The organism is Halomonas sp. SL18_1 (genome assembly GCF_055755715.1).
Window position 1 is genome coordinate 1,853,652 of the sequence record NZ_JBVTRK010000001.1, and the last position, 16,312, is coordinate 1,869,963.

General features: G+C 65.6%; 13 protein-coding genes and 1 pseudogene. 6 read left to right on the top strand and 8 right to left on the bottom strand.

Features of this window, described 5'->3' with window-relative positions:
* Positions 1–110 precede the first annotated feature (110 nt).
* The 3 genes from ACSJDS_RS09365 to ACSJDS_RS09375 are packed head-to-tail and all read right to left on the bottom strand — an operon-like array spanning position 111 to position 2,807.
* On the bottom strand, positions 111–1,010 hold the full coding sequence (locus ACSJDS_RS09365) for an ABC transporter substrate-binding protein (protein ID WP_473033026.1): 900 nt from the start codon (positions 1,008–1,010) through the stop codon (positions 111–113).
* 19 nt (positions 1,011–1,029) lie between these two features.
* A complete protein-coding gene (locus ACSJDS_RS09370) occupies positions 1,030–1,968 on the bottom strand; it encodes a sucrase ferredoxin (RefSeq protein ID WP_473033027.1) in 939 nt (312 codons plus the stop codon).
* Entirely contained in the window at positions 1,965–2,807 is an 843-nt protein-coding gene (locus tag ACSJDS_RS09375; protein ID WP_473033028.1) for an ABC transporter ATP-binding protein, read from the bottom strand. Before ACSJDS_RS09375 ends, ACSJDS_RS09370 begins: the two co-directional genes overlap by 4 nt.
* Positions 2,808–3,147: 340 nt before the next feature.
* Between ACSJDS_RS09375 and ACSJDS_RS09380 the strand changes: the two genes are divergently transcribed.
* The 6 genes from ACSJDS_RS09380 (at position 3,148) to ACSJDS_RS09405 (ending at position 10,946) form a co-directional block, all read left to right on the top strand.
* Positions 3,148–4,959, top strand: a complete 1,812-nt coding sequence (locus ACSJDS_RS09380; RefSeq protein ID WP_473033029.1) for an IucA/IucC family protein — start codon at positions 3,148–3,150, stop codon at positions 4,957–4,959.
* Between the two features lie 67 nt (positions 4,960–5,026).
* A complete protein-coding gene (locus ACSJDS_RS09385) occupies positions 5,027–6,214 on the top strand; it encodes a type III PLP-dependent enzyme (protein ID WP_473033030.1) in 1,188 nt (395 codons plus the stop codon).
* 274 nt (positions 6,215–6,488) lie between these two features.
* On the top strand, positions 6,489–8,153 hold the full coding sequence (locus tag ACSJDS_RS09390; protein ID WP_473033031.1) for an IucA/IucC family protein: 1,665 nt from the start codon (positions 6,489–6,491) through the stop codon (positions 8,151–8,153).
* Positions 8,147–8,938: an HpcH/HpaI aldolase family protein gene (locus ACSJDS_RS09395; protein WP_473033032.1), complete on the top strand. Its 792-nt coding sequence runs from the start codon at positions 8,147–8,149 to the stop codon at positions 8,936–8,938. Before ACSJDS_RS09390 ends, ACSJDS_RS09395 begins: the two co-directional genes overlap by 7 nt.
* Positions 8,939–9,030: 92 nt before the next feature.
* On the top strand, positions 9,031–9,309 hold the full coding sequence (locus ACSJDS_RS09400) for a hypothetical protein (protein WP_473033033.1): 279 nt from the start codon (positions 9,031–9,033) through the stop codon (positions 9,307–9,309).
* Positions 9,291–10,946 (top strand): IucA/IucC family protein, encoded by a 1,656-nt coding sequence (locus ACSJDS_RS09405; RefSeq protein WP_473033034.1) that lies wholly within the window; start codon positions 9,291–9,293, stop codon positions 10,944–10,946. Before ACSJDS_RS09400 ends, ACSJDS_RS09405 begins: the two co-directional genes overlap by 19 nt.
* Before the next feature lie 70 nt (positions 10,947–11,016).
* Here ACSJDS_RS09405 and ACSJDS_RS09410 read toward each other — a convergent pair whose 3' ends face one another.
* The 5 genes and pseudogenes from ACSJDS_RS09410 to ACSJDS_RS09430 form a co-directional block, all read right to left on the bottom strand.
* Positions 11,017–11,661, bottom strand: coding sequence for an RraA family protein (locus ACSJDS_RS09410; RefSeq protein WP_473033035.1), 645 nt, complete (start codon positions 11,659–11,661; stop codon positions 11,017–11,019).
* A gap of 32 nt (positions 11,662–11,693) precedes the next feature.
* Positions 11,694–12,740, bottom strand: coding sequence for a FecCD family ABC transporter permease (locus ACSJDS_RS09415; protein ID WP_473035012.1), 1,047 nt, complete (start codon positions 12,738–12,740; stop codon positions 11,694–11,696).
* Positions 12,741–12,745: 5 nt separating this feature from the next.
* A pseudogene (locus ACSJDS_RS09420) lies at positions 12,746–13,743 on the bottom strand (FecCD family ABC transporter permease).
* The gene (locus ACSJDS_RS09425; RefSeq protein ID WP_473033036.1) at positions 13,737–14,813 is read right to left on the bottom strand and encodes an ABC transporter substrate-binding protein; all 1,077 of its coding nucleotides are present in this window, start codon (positions 14,811–14,813) and stop codon (positions 13,737–13,739) included. Before ACSJDS_RS09425 ends, ACSJDS_RS09420 begins: the two are co-directional and overlap by 7 nt.
* A complete protein-coding gene (locus tag ACSJDS_RS09430) occupies positions 14,810–16,249 on the bottom strand; it encodes a DHA2 family efflux MFS transporter permease subunit (protein WP_473033037.1) in 1,440 nt (479 codons plus the stop codon). The genes ACSJDS_RS09425 and ACSJDS_RS09430 overlap by 4 nt, the downstream gene beginning before the upstream one ends.
* Positions 16,250–16,312 lie beyond the last annotated feature (63 nt).

Sequence of the window (16,312 nt, forward strand, 5' to 3'; positions counted from 1 at the left end):
CTGGGCTCAGGAAGGATCATATCGCCGCCGATTGTGATGTGTTGGGGCGCCGGTGCCGGCATAGGGTAGATGCGACAGTCCGCCGGCGCTGCAAGCGAATCAGCGTATTCTCAGGCCTCGGGGGCGGCAGCCAGAGCGGCTGCCAGAAGCTCGGCGAAGCGCCGTGCCGAGGGCAGGGCGCCAAAGCTCCACACCGCTGGCAGCGTAATATAGGTGCCGTCGCGGACGCTGGGTAAATGTTGCCATAGCGCACTGCGGCGGAGTTTTTCCTCGACGCCGGTGGGGTAGGGCGCCACCACGACGAGTTGCCCGTCGAGCTTCATCAGCTGTTCGAGGCCGACGAGGCTGAACCCCCAGGCGTTGGTCTCCTGCTGCCAGGCATTCTCCAGTCCCAGGCGATCCAGCACCGCGTGGAAGAGACCGTTCTCACCGAAGACCCGCACGTGCCGATCATCCATGAACTGGACCACCAGCAGGGGGCGACCCTCGTCCGGCAGACAGCTACGTAGCGCCTGGAGTTGCGCTTCTGTGGCGGCGATCAGCGCTTCGGCCGCCGCGCTGCGCTGGGTCATCTCGCCCAGCTCGCGGGTCAGCGTTAGCGCCTCCTCCCAGGTGTCGTGGCCGGGCGTATAGAGACGCAAGGTATCGACCCGACCGATTTCTCCCAGGCGTGGTGCCAGGTTGGCGAACATCGGCGAGATGACAATATGCGTAGGCGCCAGATGCGCCAATAGCTCGGTATTGGGTTGCGAGCGCAGCCCGATGTCGAGCACGTGCTCTGCCAGGCGGGGCTCTCCGACCCACTCATGATAGGCGTCTACCTGGGCAACGCCTTGGGGCGAGGCGTCGATGGCCACCAGGGTCTCGGCCAGGGTCCAGTCGAGCGAGGCCAGGCCAGCACCATTACTGGCCACGGCAGGGGTGGCTGCCAGCCATAGCCAGCCGAGTATCCCGGCCAGGCATCGAGAGCGTATCCTGTGACGAAAACCGCAAAGCAGCATTACGGGCATGACGTGACTTGAGCAGAGTTCATGAGTGCAGCGAGCCTACTTGGGTGAGCATGACCTCGGTGGCAACCCATACTTGGCTCGCTGTGGGTGGGCCCGCGTCCATATCGGCACAGGTGTCGAAGCGCCGTAGCATCCTCGGTTCGCAGCGCACCGCGAGTTGTCCGGTATCGCTTCCGCCGCGCCAGTGTATGGCTAGCCACCTCTGGCGCGATTCACGCTCGTTAGTCGGCTGGACCACCGACACCTCTCCGTTTATTCCGCGTGCGGCCAGCCACTCCAGCGCCGCGACCTGGGCACACTGTTGTATCGGGCTGAGTCGCGAATCGCCTCGGTAGCACGGCAGGTAGGGGCGGTCGTCCATCTCGCTTGCGAGCAGGGAGGGCGCATCATCTGGCGCGATGCGACCGTACTTGCGTAGTGCGGGAAACACCACGGCGCTGGCTGCGAGCCGGCAGCCGCCCAGGTGGGTGCTTTCCCAAACCTCGAAGGGGAGTCCACGCTCTGTTGCTAATGCGTCCAGAGCCTTGTATGTGGAATAACCGAATTTTGCGCAGCACTTGTCCTTCTTGCCGTGGGTACAGCACAGCAACAGCGGGCCTGTGGGCGAGGCTACCTCCCAATGGAAGAGCGGTTCGTCCCGCTGTAGCGCTGCCAAAAAAACGGCTAGCTCTTCACGCGCTACGTCGTAGCGGAGATTTTCCGGCATCAAGTAGAGGCAGTGGTCTTCGCTGGGTTGGCTGCGCCGATGAATCAGATTGACCCGCCGCCCCGCCTCGGCGATGGCCTCGAGTTGTGCCGACACCTGATCGGGCATGTCGCTGGCCTGGCGCAGGTTGCGCCGCCACTTGGCACGGGGCCAGCTGAGCAGCAGGTTACGCTCGGCGTGGGCGGCGCTGCCCGCCAGCGGGTCGCCGAGCGCCAGGCTTTCACAGGCGCAGAAGCGGTGAGCCTCACTCATGCCGAGATTTCCTCCTGTACGGCTCCCAGCGCCGCCGCCCGACCAAGGGCCGGCACGCAGACCGGCTTGCCGGTATTCGGCGCGCGCATCACCTCGGCGTCGAGGCCGAAGACCTGCTTCAGGTTGGCTGTGGTGAAGACCTCGTTCGGGGAGCCGCGATGCTCGATGCGTCCGTCGCGCATCATTACCAGCTCGTCGGCATAGGCAGCGGCCAGGTTGAGGTCGTGGAGGACCACCAGCAGGGTGCGGCCACGTTCGTGGGCCAGCCGTACCAGCAGCTCCAGCAGGTCGACCTGTACCTTGAGATCGAGAAAGGTGGTCGGCTCGTCGAGCAGGATGAGATCGGTCTCCTGGGCCAGCACCATGGCGATCCAGCAGCGCTGGCGCTGGCCGCCGGAGAGGGCGTCGACGCTGCGCTCGGCGAAGTCCGCGACATCGGCATAGGCCATCGCCGCGCGGATGGCGCGGGCATCCTGCTCGGCATCCTGTCGCCATAGCCGCTGGTGGGGAAAGCGTCCCATGCCGACCAACTGCCTGACGGTGAGGCCTTCCGGGGCGGAAGGGCCCTGGGGCAGGATGCCCAGGCGCTGTGCCACCTCTCGCGTGTTGCGGCGGTGGATGTCCTGGCCATCGAGGCAGACCCGCCCGGCGCTGGGCGTCAGGGTGCGCGCCAGCGTCTTCAGCAGCGTCGACTTGCCGCTACCGTTGGGGCCGAGCAGCACCGTCAGCTTGCCTTCGGACACCGCCAGGTCGACGCCGTCCAGCACGCGGCGGGATTCGTACCCGGCGCGTAGGGCTTCGCCCGTTAGTCGAGGTGGCCTGGCTGCTATCGAGGGCATGGGATAGGGGCTCGTCGGTGTGGCTCCTGGACCGGATCACTCTAAGGAAAAAAGTTCTCATTTTCAACGTCGGCCGACACCTGTTCGGTCTTTCACCACGCTGGGAGGTCAGGCGATGGCGAACGATGCATTGGCAACTCGGGGCATGCATTGACATTAATGATTATTGTAATCATTCTCATCTAAGAAAACGCTGGCAGATAACCACCACTGCATGACGACTTCGCCAAGTGACTAGCGAGGGACGCGCGGATTCACCCATCCACAGGAGCCTTGCGCCGACGGTACGGCAAACCTGGGGGGGTGGGTCTTCAAAGGAAGGCATTGTTGCGGAGGCCATATGAGCTATGCCCGTATCTCTCGCTTACCCGGCGAGACGAGCCGACATGCATCCACGCATGCGTTGCTGAATTGCATCATCAAGGAAGTGGCCATTCCCCATGACACCTTGACCTATCGATGGCCGGTTCGGCGGGAGGAGCTGCCGGAGCGTCTGCATGGCACGCCTTTGTTGATCGAGTGGTCGGCATCGTTGTCGTTGTTCGTGATGGTGGATCGGCGCTCGGTGATCGGCAGCCATTTCTATCTTTCCGATGTCTACCTTCGGGAATCGGGGGCCGCCGGCTGGCATGTCCCCGAGATGGCGGAGTTGATCGACTCCCTGCTGGCGCACTGCCAGTGGCATGACGGCACGCTCAATCAGGAGCTTCGCGATCAGGTCGTGCAAAGTCAGGAGGTCATGACGACGATCGTCGCGCATGCCGTCGACCATCCCGGACGTCATCCATTGACGGATTATCGTCGGAGCGAGCAGGGGCTATGGTTCGGCCATCCCAATCACCCCACGCCCAAGGCCAGGCAATGGCCGCCTCACCTGTTGCAGGACAGGCCCGCCTATGCCCCGGAATTCAATGCGACCACGGCCCTGCACCAGTTTTCCTTCCCTGTGGAGGGGCTGAGTGTCCAGGCCAATCGGCTGACTGACCGGGATGTGCTGTTGAATGTGGCCGACCAGACCCATGCCGAGGGTGACGAGCGCAGGGTGCTCAGCATGCACCCGGTGCAGGCCGATCTCTTTCGGCGGGATCCCCGGGTGGCGGAGTTGATTCGCCACGGCATCATCGGCGATCTCGGGCAGAGCGGCTGGTCCGCCGCGCCCACCGCTTCCATGCGCACCTGGTATATCGAGGGCCATCCCTGGTTCCTCAAGGGATCGCTCAATGTGCGCATCACCAATTGCGTACGCAAGAACGCCTGGTACGAGCTGGAGAGCACGTTGGTCATCGACCGCATCATGCACCGGCTCGCCCGGATGAAGGACTCGGTGCTGGAGGCGCTGTGCGTGGCCCAGGAACCGGCCACGGTGCACTGGGCGCCGACCGAGGGCGACGACGCCGTGAAGCGCTGGTTCCGGGAGCAGACCGGCGTGATCCTGCGGGAAAACTTCTGTCAGCGATTCGCGCCCGAACACTGCCTGCTCAGCGCGACGCTGTTCGCCCGCGATACCCAGTTGGCGCCTCTGGTGTTGTCCTTCATCGGCGGTTCGACGCACGGCGAGGGTGAGCAGGCACTGCCGTCGGAGCGCCGCGTTCGCCAGTGGTTCCAGGCCTATCTGCGCACGCTGGTGGCGCCGGTCATGGGGCTGTTCTTCCGTCATGGCATCGTCATGGAACCTCATTTGCAGAATTGCGTTCTGATCCACGACGAGGGCATGCCCTGGAAGATGCTGCTGCGTGACTTCGAAGGGGTCAAGCTGACCGACGACAAGGGCGTGGACTGGCTCGCGGGGGAGTCTCTGCATCCCCGCGTCAGGGAGTCGATGACCTACCGCCGCGAGCAGGGGTGGAACCGGATCGCCTATTGCCTGCTCGTCAACCATGTCGCCGAGGCGATCCTGGCGCTGAGCTGGCAGCGCCCCGAGCTGGGCGATGCCCTGTGGCAGGACACCCTGGACGAGTTGCGGCGCGTTCGACAGACCCTGGACATACCGGCCCCCGAGCTGGATGCGCTGCTCGAGGGAGGTGATCTGCCCTGCAAGACCAACTTCAAGCTACGGCTCATGGCCCAGGCGGACCGCCAGGCCGAGTACGTAGCGCTGCCCAGTCCCTGGCAGGTCGCCCGGACGGTGGACAGGGAGGTGGCTTATGGCTGAGCACTTTCCAATTCCCGGGCACATCTTCGATGCCATCGAGGCGCATCGACAGGCATGCCGCGATCCCATGGCAGCGTTCTTCTATGACCTGCCGGCGCTCGCGGCGAAGGGCAGTGCCATGAAGGCGGCATTGCCGTCGGGCGTCGAGCTCTACTACGCGATCAAGGCCAACAGCGAGGCGGCCATCATCGATACGCTGGCGCCCGTGGTGGATGGGCTCGAGCTGTCGTCCGGCGGCGAGATCGAGCGTGCCTGCGCCTGTTCGACGCCGCGCCCCTGGGTGCTCTCGGGACCGGGCAAGCTCGACGCCGACATGCGTGAGGCCATGAGCCGAGGTGTCGAGGCTTTCCATGTCGAAAGTCTCGGCGAAGTGGCTCGCCTGCAGGCGATCGCGGCATCGCTGGGGCGCGTGCAGCCCGTGCTCGTGCGCATCAATCCCTCGCTGCCCGCGGATTTCTCCAGCCGCCTGAGGATGGCCGGCACCGCCACGCCTTTCGGTATCGATGAGGCGCAGTTGGCCGATGCCGTGCAAGCGGTGGATGAGGCCCCAAACCTGACGCTCGTCGGCTTCCACGTGCATGCCATGTCGCACCAGAAATGCGAGCAGCGACACCAGCGGCTCCTGGCATTCTATCTGGAGCGCTGGCCCGAGTGGCGCGCGCTGTCCCGCCATCCGGAGCAGGTGGTCCAGCTTAACGTGGGGGGCGGTATCGGCGTGAACTATCTCCAGCCGTCCGAGCAGTTCGACTGGCCTGGCCTGTGCCGGGCCCTGGAGCGATGCCTGTCGACCATGCACGAGCCGCCGTTGGTGCGCTTCGAGGTCGGTCGTTTTCTCTCGGCCTTCTGTGGCTACTACGCGGTCGAGGTGCTCGATACCAAGGTCAGCCATGGGGAAGGCTTTCTCGTCTGTCGGGGCGGCACGCACCAGTTTCGCCTGCCCGCGGCCCAGGGGCACGACCACCCGGTCATCCATGTGCCGCGCGATCCTCGGCGGGCGCGTGAGGGTGAGCGCCGGGCCTGGACCGTGGTGGGGCAGCTCTGTACTCCGAAGGATGTGTTGAGCCGCCAGCAGGCGATGCAAGGGGTCGAGGTGGGAGACCTGCTGGTGCTGCCGTTGGCCGGCGCCTATGGCTACAACATCTCTCACGCGGACTTCCTGTGCCACCCACGTCCCGATCAGATCTTCGTCTCCGCAAGCCGCGAGGGCAGCGTCCCAGAGACGAGGGCTCAACGGCGCGCCGAGCCGGTGAGCTGACCGAGAGGGTCGCCGTTCCATTTATCAGGCTTTGAAGGTACATCATGTCATCTCATGAACGTGTTCTGCCGCAGGCCGCGGCAACGCTGGGCGACGCTGACGCCCCGGGATTCGTCTCCACGCCTTTCGCTTCCCCGGAGCACTGGCGGCATCACGCCCGCATCGAGCAGCGTGTCATCGGCCAACTGTTACAGACCCTGCTCTATGAAGACGTGCTCCCCACCAGGTCGCCGGCGAGCCGTCATTCGGTATCTCCGGTGCGACCTCGTTCTCCTTGACCCTGGGCGAGCGCCACTATCAGGTGAGCGGCTGGCAATGCCACAGTTTCCGGTCGATTCGTCTCGAGCACTCCACGCTGACGGTCGAGGACCATGAGGGCACCCCGGCGCCATTGAGCCTGCAGCGGTTCCTCGAGGACCTCGAGGCGGCGTTGGGGGATGCCGCGATTCAGCCCGGCTTCGTCAACGAGCTGACGCAGACGCTAGTCAAGGACGTGCAGTCATCCGCCTGGCCGGTGTCCTATCGTGAGACACCGCAGACGTTGGATGCCGATGCCCTGGAGCAGTACTTCACCGACGCGCACAGCTATCATCCCTGCTACAAGTCACGGCTCGGCTTTTCCCTGCGGGACAACCAGCGTTATGGGCCGGAGTTCGCGCAGCCGCTGCGGGTTTGGTGGCTTGCCGTGCCGGCCCGCCTGGCGCACCAGGGAGCGGTCAGCGGAATGGCGCTGGTCGAACGGGTCGCGGAGGATCCCGGGCCGCGAGTGCTGGCGAGTCTGGATGACTACCTGGCGCGGCGGCGGCTGGCGCGAGACGAGGTCGTGCTGATGCCGGTGCATCCTTGGCAGTGGGAAAACGCGCTGGTGCCCGCGCTCTACCCGGAACTGGCCAGTGGCGAGATCGTTTTGCTGGGCGAGGGCGAGACGACCTATACCGCCCAGCAGTCGATCCGCACCCTGGCCCCGCAGGATACGGACAAGCCGTATCTCAAGCTGGCGATGAGCATCACCAATACGTCCAGCACGCGCATCCTGGCGCGCCATACCGTGACCAACGCGCCCGTCATTACCCAGTGGCTTCAGCGGCTCATCGACACGGACGCGACCGCCAGGGCGGCGGGATTCGTGATCCTGGGCGAGGTCGCCGGCGTGGCGCTGGACGAGCGCGCCTTTCCCGAGTCCCGATACAACGACGTCTATGGCAAGGTCGGTGCCATCTGGCGGCAGAACGTCAGTGAATTCCTGCAGGACGGCGAGCGGGCCGTGCCCTTCAATGGGCTGAGCCAGTTCACGCGAGATGCCCAGGGGGAACCCGTCGCCCCCTTCATCGCCCCCTGGGTGGAGCGTCATGGGCTGGAAGCCTGGACCCGGCAGCTCGTGCAGGTCGCCACCTTGCCGATCATCCACATGCTGTTCGCCGAGGGGGTGGGGATGGAGTCCCATGGCCAGAATATCGTGGTCATCCACCGTGACGGCTGGCCGCTCAGGGTGGCATTGAAGGACTTCCATGATGGCGTGCGCTTCAGTGCGTCGCATCTGGCACGGCCCGAGCTGGCACCTGTCCTGGAGCCCGTGCCCGATCGCCATGCCGCCCTCAACCGCAATTCCTTCATCGTCACCGATGACCTGGAGGCGGTGCGCGATTACTCCTGTGATGCCTTCTTCTTCATCGCCCTGGCTGAGATGGCCGTCTTCCTGCGTCGGCACTTTGGCCTGGAAGAGTCGCGTTTCTGGGCCATGACAGCGGACGTGATCAAGGCCTACCAAGAGGCGCACCCGCAGCACGGTGAGCGCTACCGCCGCTTCGATGTCTTCGCTCCCCGGTGGGAGGTGGAAGCCCTGACCCGTCGTCGTCTCTTCGGCGATGACGATCCCCAGGTCAAGCATGTGCCCAACCCGCTGGCGGCCTTTGCGCCGGAGAGGGCGGTGTCATGCTGAGGGCCAATCGACTGAAGCGGGCGTTGGCCGAAGGGCGGGAAGTCCACGGTGTCATGGCCTCCCTGCCCACGGCGGCCTCCATCGAACTGATCGCGGAGGCGGGCTTCGACTTCGTGGTGATCGATACCGAACACGTGCTGATCAACCCGGAAACCGTCGAGCACATGATCCGTACCGCCGAGAGTTACCGGCTGACGCCACTGGTTCGGGTCGCGGATGCCGACCCCAAGGCGCTGCTGCGCCTGCTCGACGGCGGCGCCCAGGGCATCGTGCTGCCCAACGTGGAAGACCCCGAGACCCTCGAGCGGGCCGTGGCCGCGTGCAAGTACGCCCCGGAAGGCGAGCGCAGCCTCAATGCCGGGCGTCCCGGTTCCTTCGGCAACGCCTCCCTGGCGGAATACGTCGTGCAGGCGAATCGGGAGATCATGGTGGTCGCCATGATCGAGAGCCGCCAAGGGGTGGCAAGGATCGAGGCGATTTGCGGCGTGCCGGGCCTCGACATGGTGCTGGAGGGGGCGGCGGACCTGTCCCAGTCCCTGGGCGTGACCTGGCAGCCCGGTCATCCCGATGTTGTCCAGGCGCTGGAGACGGTCCAGCGCACGGCGAGCGAACGGGGCCTTCCCTACTGCGCCTTCCTGCGTCAGCCAGGCGCCAAGGCCCGGTGGCAGGCGCGTGGCGTCAGCACCTTCATGTTGGGCGACGAGCGTGGCATTGCCTTTCGTGCCTTGCAGAAGGCGCTCGGCGAGGCCAGGGGCGCCGAGCAGCAAGAGGCCTCGCCATCATGAGTTCACCGATGACGCATTTTCCCCTTTCTGATCATCGAGCGAGCCATGTGCCCTCGCTCGACCGTACTGATACCGCTTCGGAGTTCACGACCATGGAATCTTTCAATGCCCAGCACCATGCCCAGGCGCAGATCATGCAGTCATTGGTGGATGGTCTGCTGATAGAGGGCATGCTGGACGATCTCGGCGCGGTCTGGCAGGACGCCTCCGAGGTCGATGACGAGGTTACCCGCCTGCCGGTGTTCCAGGCCCATGGCGGGCAACCCTCGCGCTGGTTCTGGAGCTGGCCCCAGGATCGGCATCAACGCGTGGTCATGCTGCTGCAGTCCGGTATCGCCCAGGCGTGGAAAAGGTGCCTCGGACCCCGGTGATCGTGGTGGATGACGCGAGGGGTGAGTGGGCGTCACTCGATCCGGTTACCTTGATGCGTTGTGTCTTCGGTGCCATGGCAGAAGGTGACGATCAGGCCCTGGGACAAGGGCAGCAAGTGTTTCTCGAGGCGCTTGCCGACAGCCTCTGGCAGGCGGAACGTTCGGTGGAGCACCGGGTGGCGACACGAGACTTGCTGCGCCGCGATACGGCCGAGCATTTCGCGATCATGGAGCAGTGGGCGTCGTTGCTCGACCGACCCTACCATCCCACGGCGAAGGCCAAGCAGGGACTCAGTGAGGACGAGTATCGCGCCTACATGGCAGAGTTCGATGCGCCCATCACGCTGCGCTGGGTCGCGATGGCCCGCGACCGGGTGATGACCGGTGCTGGAGTCGACGAGGCGTGTCCGGCACCGATGGCATGGCTCGTCAGTGATGAGGACCGTCAAGCGCTGGATCGGGAGATGAGCTCACGGGGCCTGGCTCGGACACACGTTGCCATTCCCGTGCATCCCTGGCAGCACGAGCATGCGCTGCCCCACTGGCTGGAAGCGGCCTTCGCGGTGGGCGACTGCGTCTCGCTGGAGACGGTCACGGCTCCCTGGCTGGCGACGTCCTCGCTTCGCTCCTTGGCCCCGACCATGGCGAGTCCGCATTACCTGAAGCTGCCGATGGCCATCCATTCCCTGGGGGCGTCGCGTTACCTGCCGGCGGTCAAGATGTTCAATGGCGATCTCAGCGCCCGCCTGCTGCACCAGGCCAAGGAGAAGGACGCCCGGCTCGCCGAGGGGCTCTACCTATGCGACGAAGGCAAATGGTGGGCCTACATGCCGGAGGAGGCGACGCTGTTCGACGAAGCGCCGCGGCACTTGTCTGCCATGGTGCGCAGTTATCCTCGAGCCTTGCTGGAGGACCCGAACGTGCGCCTGGTGCCCATGGCCACCCTGGGGACACCGCTGCCGGGCGGCGAGCACCATGTGTTCGACGACTGGCTGGCACAGCGCGGCATGACGGCCGGCCCCGATGCGATTCGGGCGCTGTTGGGCGAGCTGAGCGATACCTTCTTCGATATCAACCTGCGCATGTTCCGGCTCGGCATGCTGGCCGAAGTGCATGGCCAGAATGCCGTTCTGGTGTTCAGAGAAGGACGGTGCGAGGGATTGCTGCTGCGCGACCATGACTCGCTGAGGATCAATGTCGCGCGCCTGGAGCGGCACGGCATGCAGGACCCGTGCTACTGCATCAAGCCCGGCCACGCCAACACCCTGTACCACGACAGTCTCGAGGCCCTGCTGTTCTGGCTTCAGACCCTGGCCATACAGGTCAACCTGAGGGCGATCATCGAGACGCTGGCGGAACATTACGCCTTGCCGGTTCGCGATCTCTGGCGAGAGGTGGCGGCTCGTCTCGCGGCCCGGATCGAGGCGATTCCCTTCGACGATCGCGACCGTGAGATGCTCAAGGAGGCGCTCTTCGAGAGGGCGCAATGGCCATACAAGCGTCTCATCACGCCGATCATCGAGCGCGCCGGGGGACCGGGCAGCATGCCCTTCGGTACCAGCTTGACCTGCAATCCGTTCATCCGCGCAGGCCTGCCGGATGCGGCCATGCCCGCCGAGGCGCTGAGCGAGGCCTGAGACGAACGGCGCCCGATACGCCCCACACCGCCCGACATGCCATCGGGCGGTGTTTTCTACGGGCGTGTTGTCAGCGGAACCACTCGGGGAATTCGGCCTCGATGGCGTGTCGCTTTTCTTCCTCCTGTGCCTGCTTTTCCTCCGCAGCGTTGGCCAGCGCGTCGGCACGGTGCGGCGGAATGACGAAAAGCCCATCGTCGTCGCCTAGCACCAGGTCGCCGGGATTGATCGTGACGCCGTCGATGGCGACCGGAGTATTGATCTCTCCTTCCAGCTCCAGCGCTCTGGTGGTCAGTGGGCTGGTCGAACTGGCGTAGATGGGCAGGTTCAGCCGGGACAGGGCGTCCCAATCGGTGATCGCGCCGTTGGTGACGACCCCCGCAAGCTGCTTGCGCAAGGCGGCGTAGGCTCGGAACTCACCCCAGCAAGCACGATGCTGGTCGCCGGAGACATCGATCACCAGCACATCGCCCGGGCAGGCCATCTTCAGCGCCTCGCGGATGATGCTACCGTCGACATGGGGGATCCTGACCGTCACGGCCGTGCCGAGAAGCCGGATAGGACGACGCAGTGGCGTGAGCGAGGCAATGGCGCCGAAGTCGGTAAGGTGTCCCAGGGTGGAGGTGGCAAGCGTTCGATAGCGTTGCCGTTGCTGTGCCGTGAGGGTGTCCTGGCGGGGGCGATATGAAACATGGGCTTTCCCTGGTCGTGCCATGAAGTGAATGGGGCGATGATCGGCCGGCCGATTCAGTGACGGCGGCCACGGGAGCGATGCAGCAGATAGACGAAGAAGGGCGCGCCGACTCCCGAGACGAAGATGCCGGCGGGCAGGTCCTTGGGCAGGAAGGCCACGCGGCCGATCAGATCGGCATAGAGCACGATCAGGGCGCCGATCAGGGCGGCGGCAGGCATCAGTCGGGCGAAGCCTCGTCCCACCAAGCGAGCCGCGATATGCGGAGCGATCAGGCCCACGAAGCTTAGCCCGCCGGCGAAGGCCACGGCCGCGCCCGCCAGAGCCACGCTGCAGGCCATCAACACCAGGCGGCTGCGCAGGAGGCTCACGCCCAGCCCCTGGGCAACCGCGTCGCCCAGCGTCATGGCATCCATGTGCCGCGCCAGGGACAGGCACAGGGGAACGGCGACCAGCAGCCAGGGCAGCAGGCCGAACACGTCTTGCCACTGGGCGGCGTAGAGGCTGCCGGTCAGCCACACATAGGCGACCATGGCCGACGCATCGTCGCTGATCACGATCAGCAGGGTGGTCACAGCCCCCATGGCGGCGGAGAGGCCGATGCCGACCAGCACCATGCGCGAGGGCGTGATGCCGCCTTTCCAGGCCAGTAGAAACACCAGCATGGCGGACAGCAACGCGCCGGCGAGCGCGGCAGCCGGCAGCCAGTGGATGCTCAGGCCGGTGCCAAAGAGTGCCAGGAAGGCGACGGCGGTCATGGCAGCACCGCTGGTGATGCCGATCACATCCGGCGAGGCCAGCGGGTTGCGCACGATGCCTTGCAGGATGGCGCCGGCCACGGCCAGAGCCGCTCCCACCAGCACGGCCAGCACGATGCGTGGCAGGCGCAGCTCCCAGATGATGAAGGCAATGTCGCTGTCCTGTGGCGTGGCCAGCGCATCCAATACGTTCACGAACGGCGTGGGGAAACTGCCGAGGCCGAGCGACACGCCCATGCTGGCGAGCAAGACCAGCAGGAGCAGGATGGTGACGCCCAGGTCGCGGAACCGGCGGGCCTCGAGGGAACGCTCGCCCTGGCGTTTCAGGGAAGGGGAGGCGGTCATGGTCATCAGGCCTGCTTCCTGCGCGCCAGATAAATGAAGAAAGGCGTGCCGATCAGGGCGGTCATCACGCCAACCGGAACATCCTGAGGGGCCATCAGGAAGCGCGATGCCACATCGGCCAGCAGCAGCAGGCTCGCGCCCAGCAGGGCGCAGGCCGGTAGCAGCCAGCGGTGGTCGACGCCGAAGATCCCCGCGCCATATGCGGCACGATAAGCCCGACGAAGCCGATCATGCCGGCCAGCGCGACCGAGCTGCCGGCCAGCAGGATCACCGCCAGGCCGAGCAGCAGCTTGATGGTACCGGCACGCATGCCCAAGCCTTCGGCCATGTCGTCGCCCAGCAACAGGGCATTGGCGTGCCTGACGAGCAGGGCGCACAGCAGCAGGGCGATACCGAACAGCGGCAGCAGCGGCACTACCAGCGAGAGTTCCCGCCCGGACACGGAGCCGGCCAGCCAGTACAGCACGCTCTCGAAGCTCTGGCGGTCGATGATCAGCAGGCCCTGGCTGAAGGAAACGAACATGGCCGTGACGGCCACGCCGGCCAGGACGACCCGCAGCGGCGACAGCTCCCCCTGACGGCCGCGACTCAACATCATCACCAGGCAAGCGGCGACGAGCCCGCCCAGCAGTGCTGCCCAGACATAGTCGGCCGGTGCGTGGAGGGGCAGCAGCGAGACCGCGATCACCACGAAGAACATGGCTCCCGCGTTGATCCCCAAGATACCCGGCGAGGCCAGTGGATTGCGGGTCATGGTCTGCATCAGGGCGCCGGCGATGGCCAGGCTCGCGCCGACCAGGGCGGCGATGACCGCCCGGGGCAGGCGCTCCGTGACGATGATGATATGAGCGACCCGTGAGGGATCGTAGTGCATCAGGGCCTTGGCGAAGGTCGGCGGGGCGATCTCCGTGGTGCCCAGCATGACGCTTGCCGCGAAGGCCGCCGCGACCAGCATCATGCCCACCAGCAGCCCCGCGATCCGTGACAAACGGCAACTCAGCATGCGGCTGGCTCCTCGTCCCTGTGGGATGCCACGGCGGTATCGCCGGCGCATGCCGTGGCCGCGGCGTCTGAGGATATCGCGCCGGCCGAGCTATCTGGCGAAGAGGCCGTGTGCCCGGTGTGGGGCGCCAGTCCGTAGTGACGGTAGAGGTCGTCCAGCATGGCGTTGGCGGCCAGGATGCCGCCGCCCATGATCCAGTTCACGGCATCCACCTCGAAGACGCGCTCGTTTTGCACGGCATCCAGCCGCTGCCAGAGCGGGTGGGCGGTCCAGTGCCGATAGTTCTGGATGATGGCGGGGTCATCCGGTTCCATCAGCACGAAGATCACGTCGGCATTGATGACCGGGATGTTCTCCTTGCTGGTCAGCTTCATGCCCCACCCTTGATCCTGGACGGATGCCGGCTGCTCGAAGCCCAGCTCATCGAGAATGGAGCCGGCGAAGCCTGTGGAATAGAGACGCACATGGTCGCTCTTGAAGCGTACCACGGCGGCCTTCTGGGCCCAGTCGTCGCCCAGGCGGTCGGCGATCTTGCGGCGAAAGTCCGCCACGCGCTCGTTCCAGTCCCGCAGCAAGGCGCGGGCGCGGGGCTCCCGGCCTGTGGCCTCGGCCATCAGCGACAGGGTGGCCTTGAAGTCGAAGACGGTGCTGGTGGCGACCGTCGGCGCGATCTTCTCCAGCAGCGGCCTGACCCGCTCATGGCGGAAGCGCGTGGCCACGATCAGGTCGGGATCCAGCCAGGCCACCTTCTCCAGGTTGGGTTGGGTCTCCAGGCCGACGTGTTCCACACCATCCAGCGCATCACGCAGGTAGCGATACATGGGCTGCTCCAGCCAGGAGTCGACAACGCCGACCGGCCTGATGCCGAGTGCCATCGCGCTGTCCGTCGCGCCCTGATAGAGGGTGACGACCCGCTGCGGTGTGGCGGGGATGACCGTGTCGCCGAAATCATTGGGGACGATGCGCATGCCTTGGGTGTCGTCTGCGGCGAGGGTGATAGGCCCCAACGGCATGATGGACAGTAGCAGCGCCGTCAGCCACAAGCGCCGGATCCTGGCGCGAGTCTTCATTCCGGCCTCCTGGGGGATGCGGTCTTCAGGGAATGCCCGGGCGGGTGGAAGGGCGCTGCCGCCTCGCTGGGCGATGGCGGATCACCCCGCGACACAGCGCGACCGAGCCGCCAGGTCAATGGCAGGCAGAGCACGGCGATGGCCGCCAGGGCCAGGAAGGCGTGGTGGAGGGCGGCAGCGCTCGCCTCGGTGTAGGGGATGCCCTGCTGCAGCGCAGCCTGCACGGCCGTGTCGTAGTGAATGGACAGCGCCACGATACCGAGCGACGAGACCATACGCCGGGACATGTTGTTCATGGCCGAGGCCTGGGCGACCTGTGACTCGGGCAGGTCACGCATGCCCACCGTGGTGGAGGGCAGGTAGGCGCAGCCGAGGCCGAGACCGCGCAGGCCCATCCAGGCACCGATCATCCACACCGGCGTGGCCTCCGTCAGGGTGGCGAGCCCGAGCAGGCTGGCCATGGTGATCAACAGTCCGGCGCCGATGCAGCATTGCGGCGGGTAGCGGTCGATCAGGCGCCCCGCGATGGGCGAGCAGGCGGAGGCGGCCAGCGCGGTGGCCAGGAACACCAGCCCCGTGGTCAGCGGGCCGAAGCCCAGTGCATTCTGCATCCACAGTGGCACCAGCAGGATGCAGCCGAACAGGATAATCGACTGCAGGCAGGCCAGGATGACGCTGAGGCGATATCCCGGGTGAGCAAACAGGGAGAGATCGAGCAGCGGCGTATCGGCGCCTCGCTCGACGCGCACGAAGAGTGAAAGTGCCAGGAGACCGGCCGTGAGCGGGAGAAGGGCTTGGAAGCTCAGGAGGTCCGTCAGCGTTTCCACCTGGCTGAGCGAGAACAGCACCGCGCCCATGCCCAGGGTAATCAGCGCAAAGCCTGGCAGATCGAACCGACGCCGGTGGTTGGAGGGGTCTGCCGAAAGATAGCGATAGCCACACAGCAGCCCCAGCAGCGCAAACGGCATGTTCATCAGGAACAGTGCTCGCCAGTGGCTGACTTCGAGCAACAGCCCGCCGACACTAGGGCCAATGGCCGGGGCGATCATCACTGCAAAGCCCCAGATCCCGCTGGCACGGCCTCTCTGGTCGCCGGGGTAGGCAGAGAAAATCAGTGACAGGGACAGGGGAATCATCAGTCCCGCCGCAACGCCCTGTAGGCCACGCGCGAGGATGATACCGGTAAGGCTCTGGGCCATGGCACCGAGGGCAGAACCTGCCAGAAACCCCCACAGCCCCAGTAGATAAACACGCTTGCGGCCAAACCTGTCGGCCAGGTAGCCGGTCAGCGGCATGGTCATGCCCATGGTGATCATGAACAGCGTCACCACCCAGCTGACCGCCGTGGCGCTGGCCTCGAAGGTGGCCATCAGTTCGGCCACGGCAAGGTTCAGGGCGCTGTTGTTGAGGCTGACGGTAAAGGTGCCCAGCAGCACACTGATCAGCTTTTTCCGCCCTGCACGGAAGCATTCGGCATGGACACTCACTCGGCGGGGCAC

Excerpts from the sequence above, each read along its gene's own strand:
- ACSJDS_RS09365 (WP_473033026.1), bottom strand. The coding sequence starts at position 1,010 with ATGCCCGTAATGCTGCTTTGCGGTTTTCGTCACAGGATACGCTCTCGA.
- ACSJDS_RS09370 (WP_473033027.1), bottom strand. The coding sequence starts at position 1,968 with ATGAGTGAGGCTCACCGCTTCTGCGCCTGTGAAAGCCTGGCGCTCGGC.
- ACSJDS_RS09375 (WP_473033028.1), bottom strand. The coding sequence starts at position 2,807 with ATGCCCTCGATAGCAGCCAGGCCACCTCGACTAACGGGCGAAGCCCTA.
- ACSJDS_RS09380 (WP_473033029.1), top strand. The coding sequence starts at position 3,148 with ATGAGCTATGCCCGTATCTCTCGCTTACCCGGCGAGACGAGCCGACAT.
- ACSJDS_RS09385 (WP_473033030.1), top strand. The coding sequence starts at position 5,027 with ATGGCAGCGTTCTTCTATGACCTGCCGGCGCTCGCGGCGAAGGGCAGT.
- ACSJDS_RS09395 (WP_473033032.1), top strand. The coding sequence starts at position 8,147 with ATGCTGAGGGCCAATCGACTGAAGCGGGCGTTGGCCGAAGGGCGGGAA.
- ACSJDS_RS09400 (WP_473033033.1), top strand. The coding sequence starts at position 9,031 with ATGGAATCTTTCAATGCCCAGCACCATGCCCAGGCGCAGATCATGCAG.
- ACSJDS_RS09410 (WP_473033035.1), bottom strand. The coding sequence starts at position 11,661 with ATGGCACGACCAGGGAAAGCCCATGTTTCATATCGCCCCCGCCAGGAC.
- ACSJDS_RS09415 (WP_473035012.1), bottom strand. The coding sequence starts at position 12,740 with ATGACCGCCTCCCCTTCCCTGAAACGCCAGGGCGAGCGTTCCCTCGAG.
- ACSJDS_RS09425 (WP_473033036.1), bottom strand. The coding sequence starts at position 14,813 with ATGAAGACTCGCGCCAGGATCCGGCGCTTGTGGCTGACGGCGCTGCTA.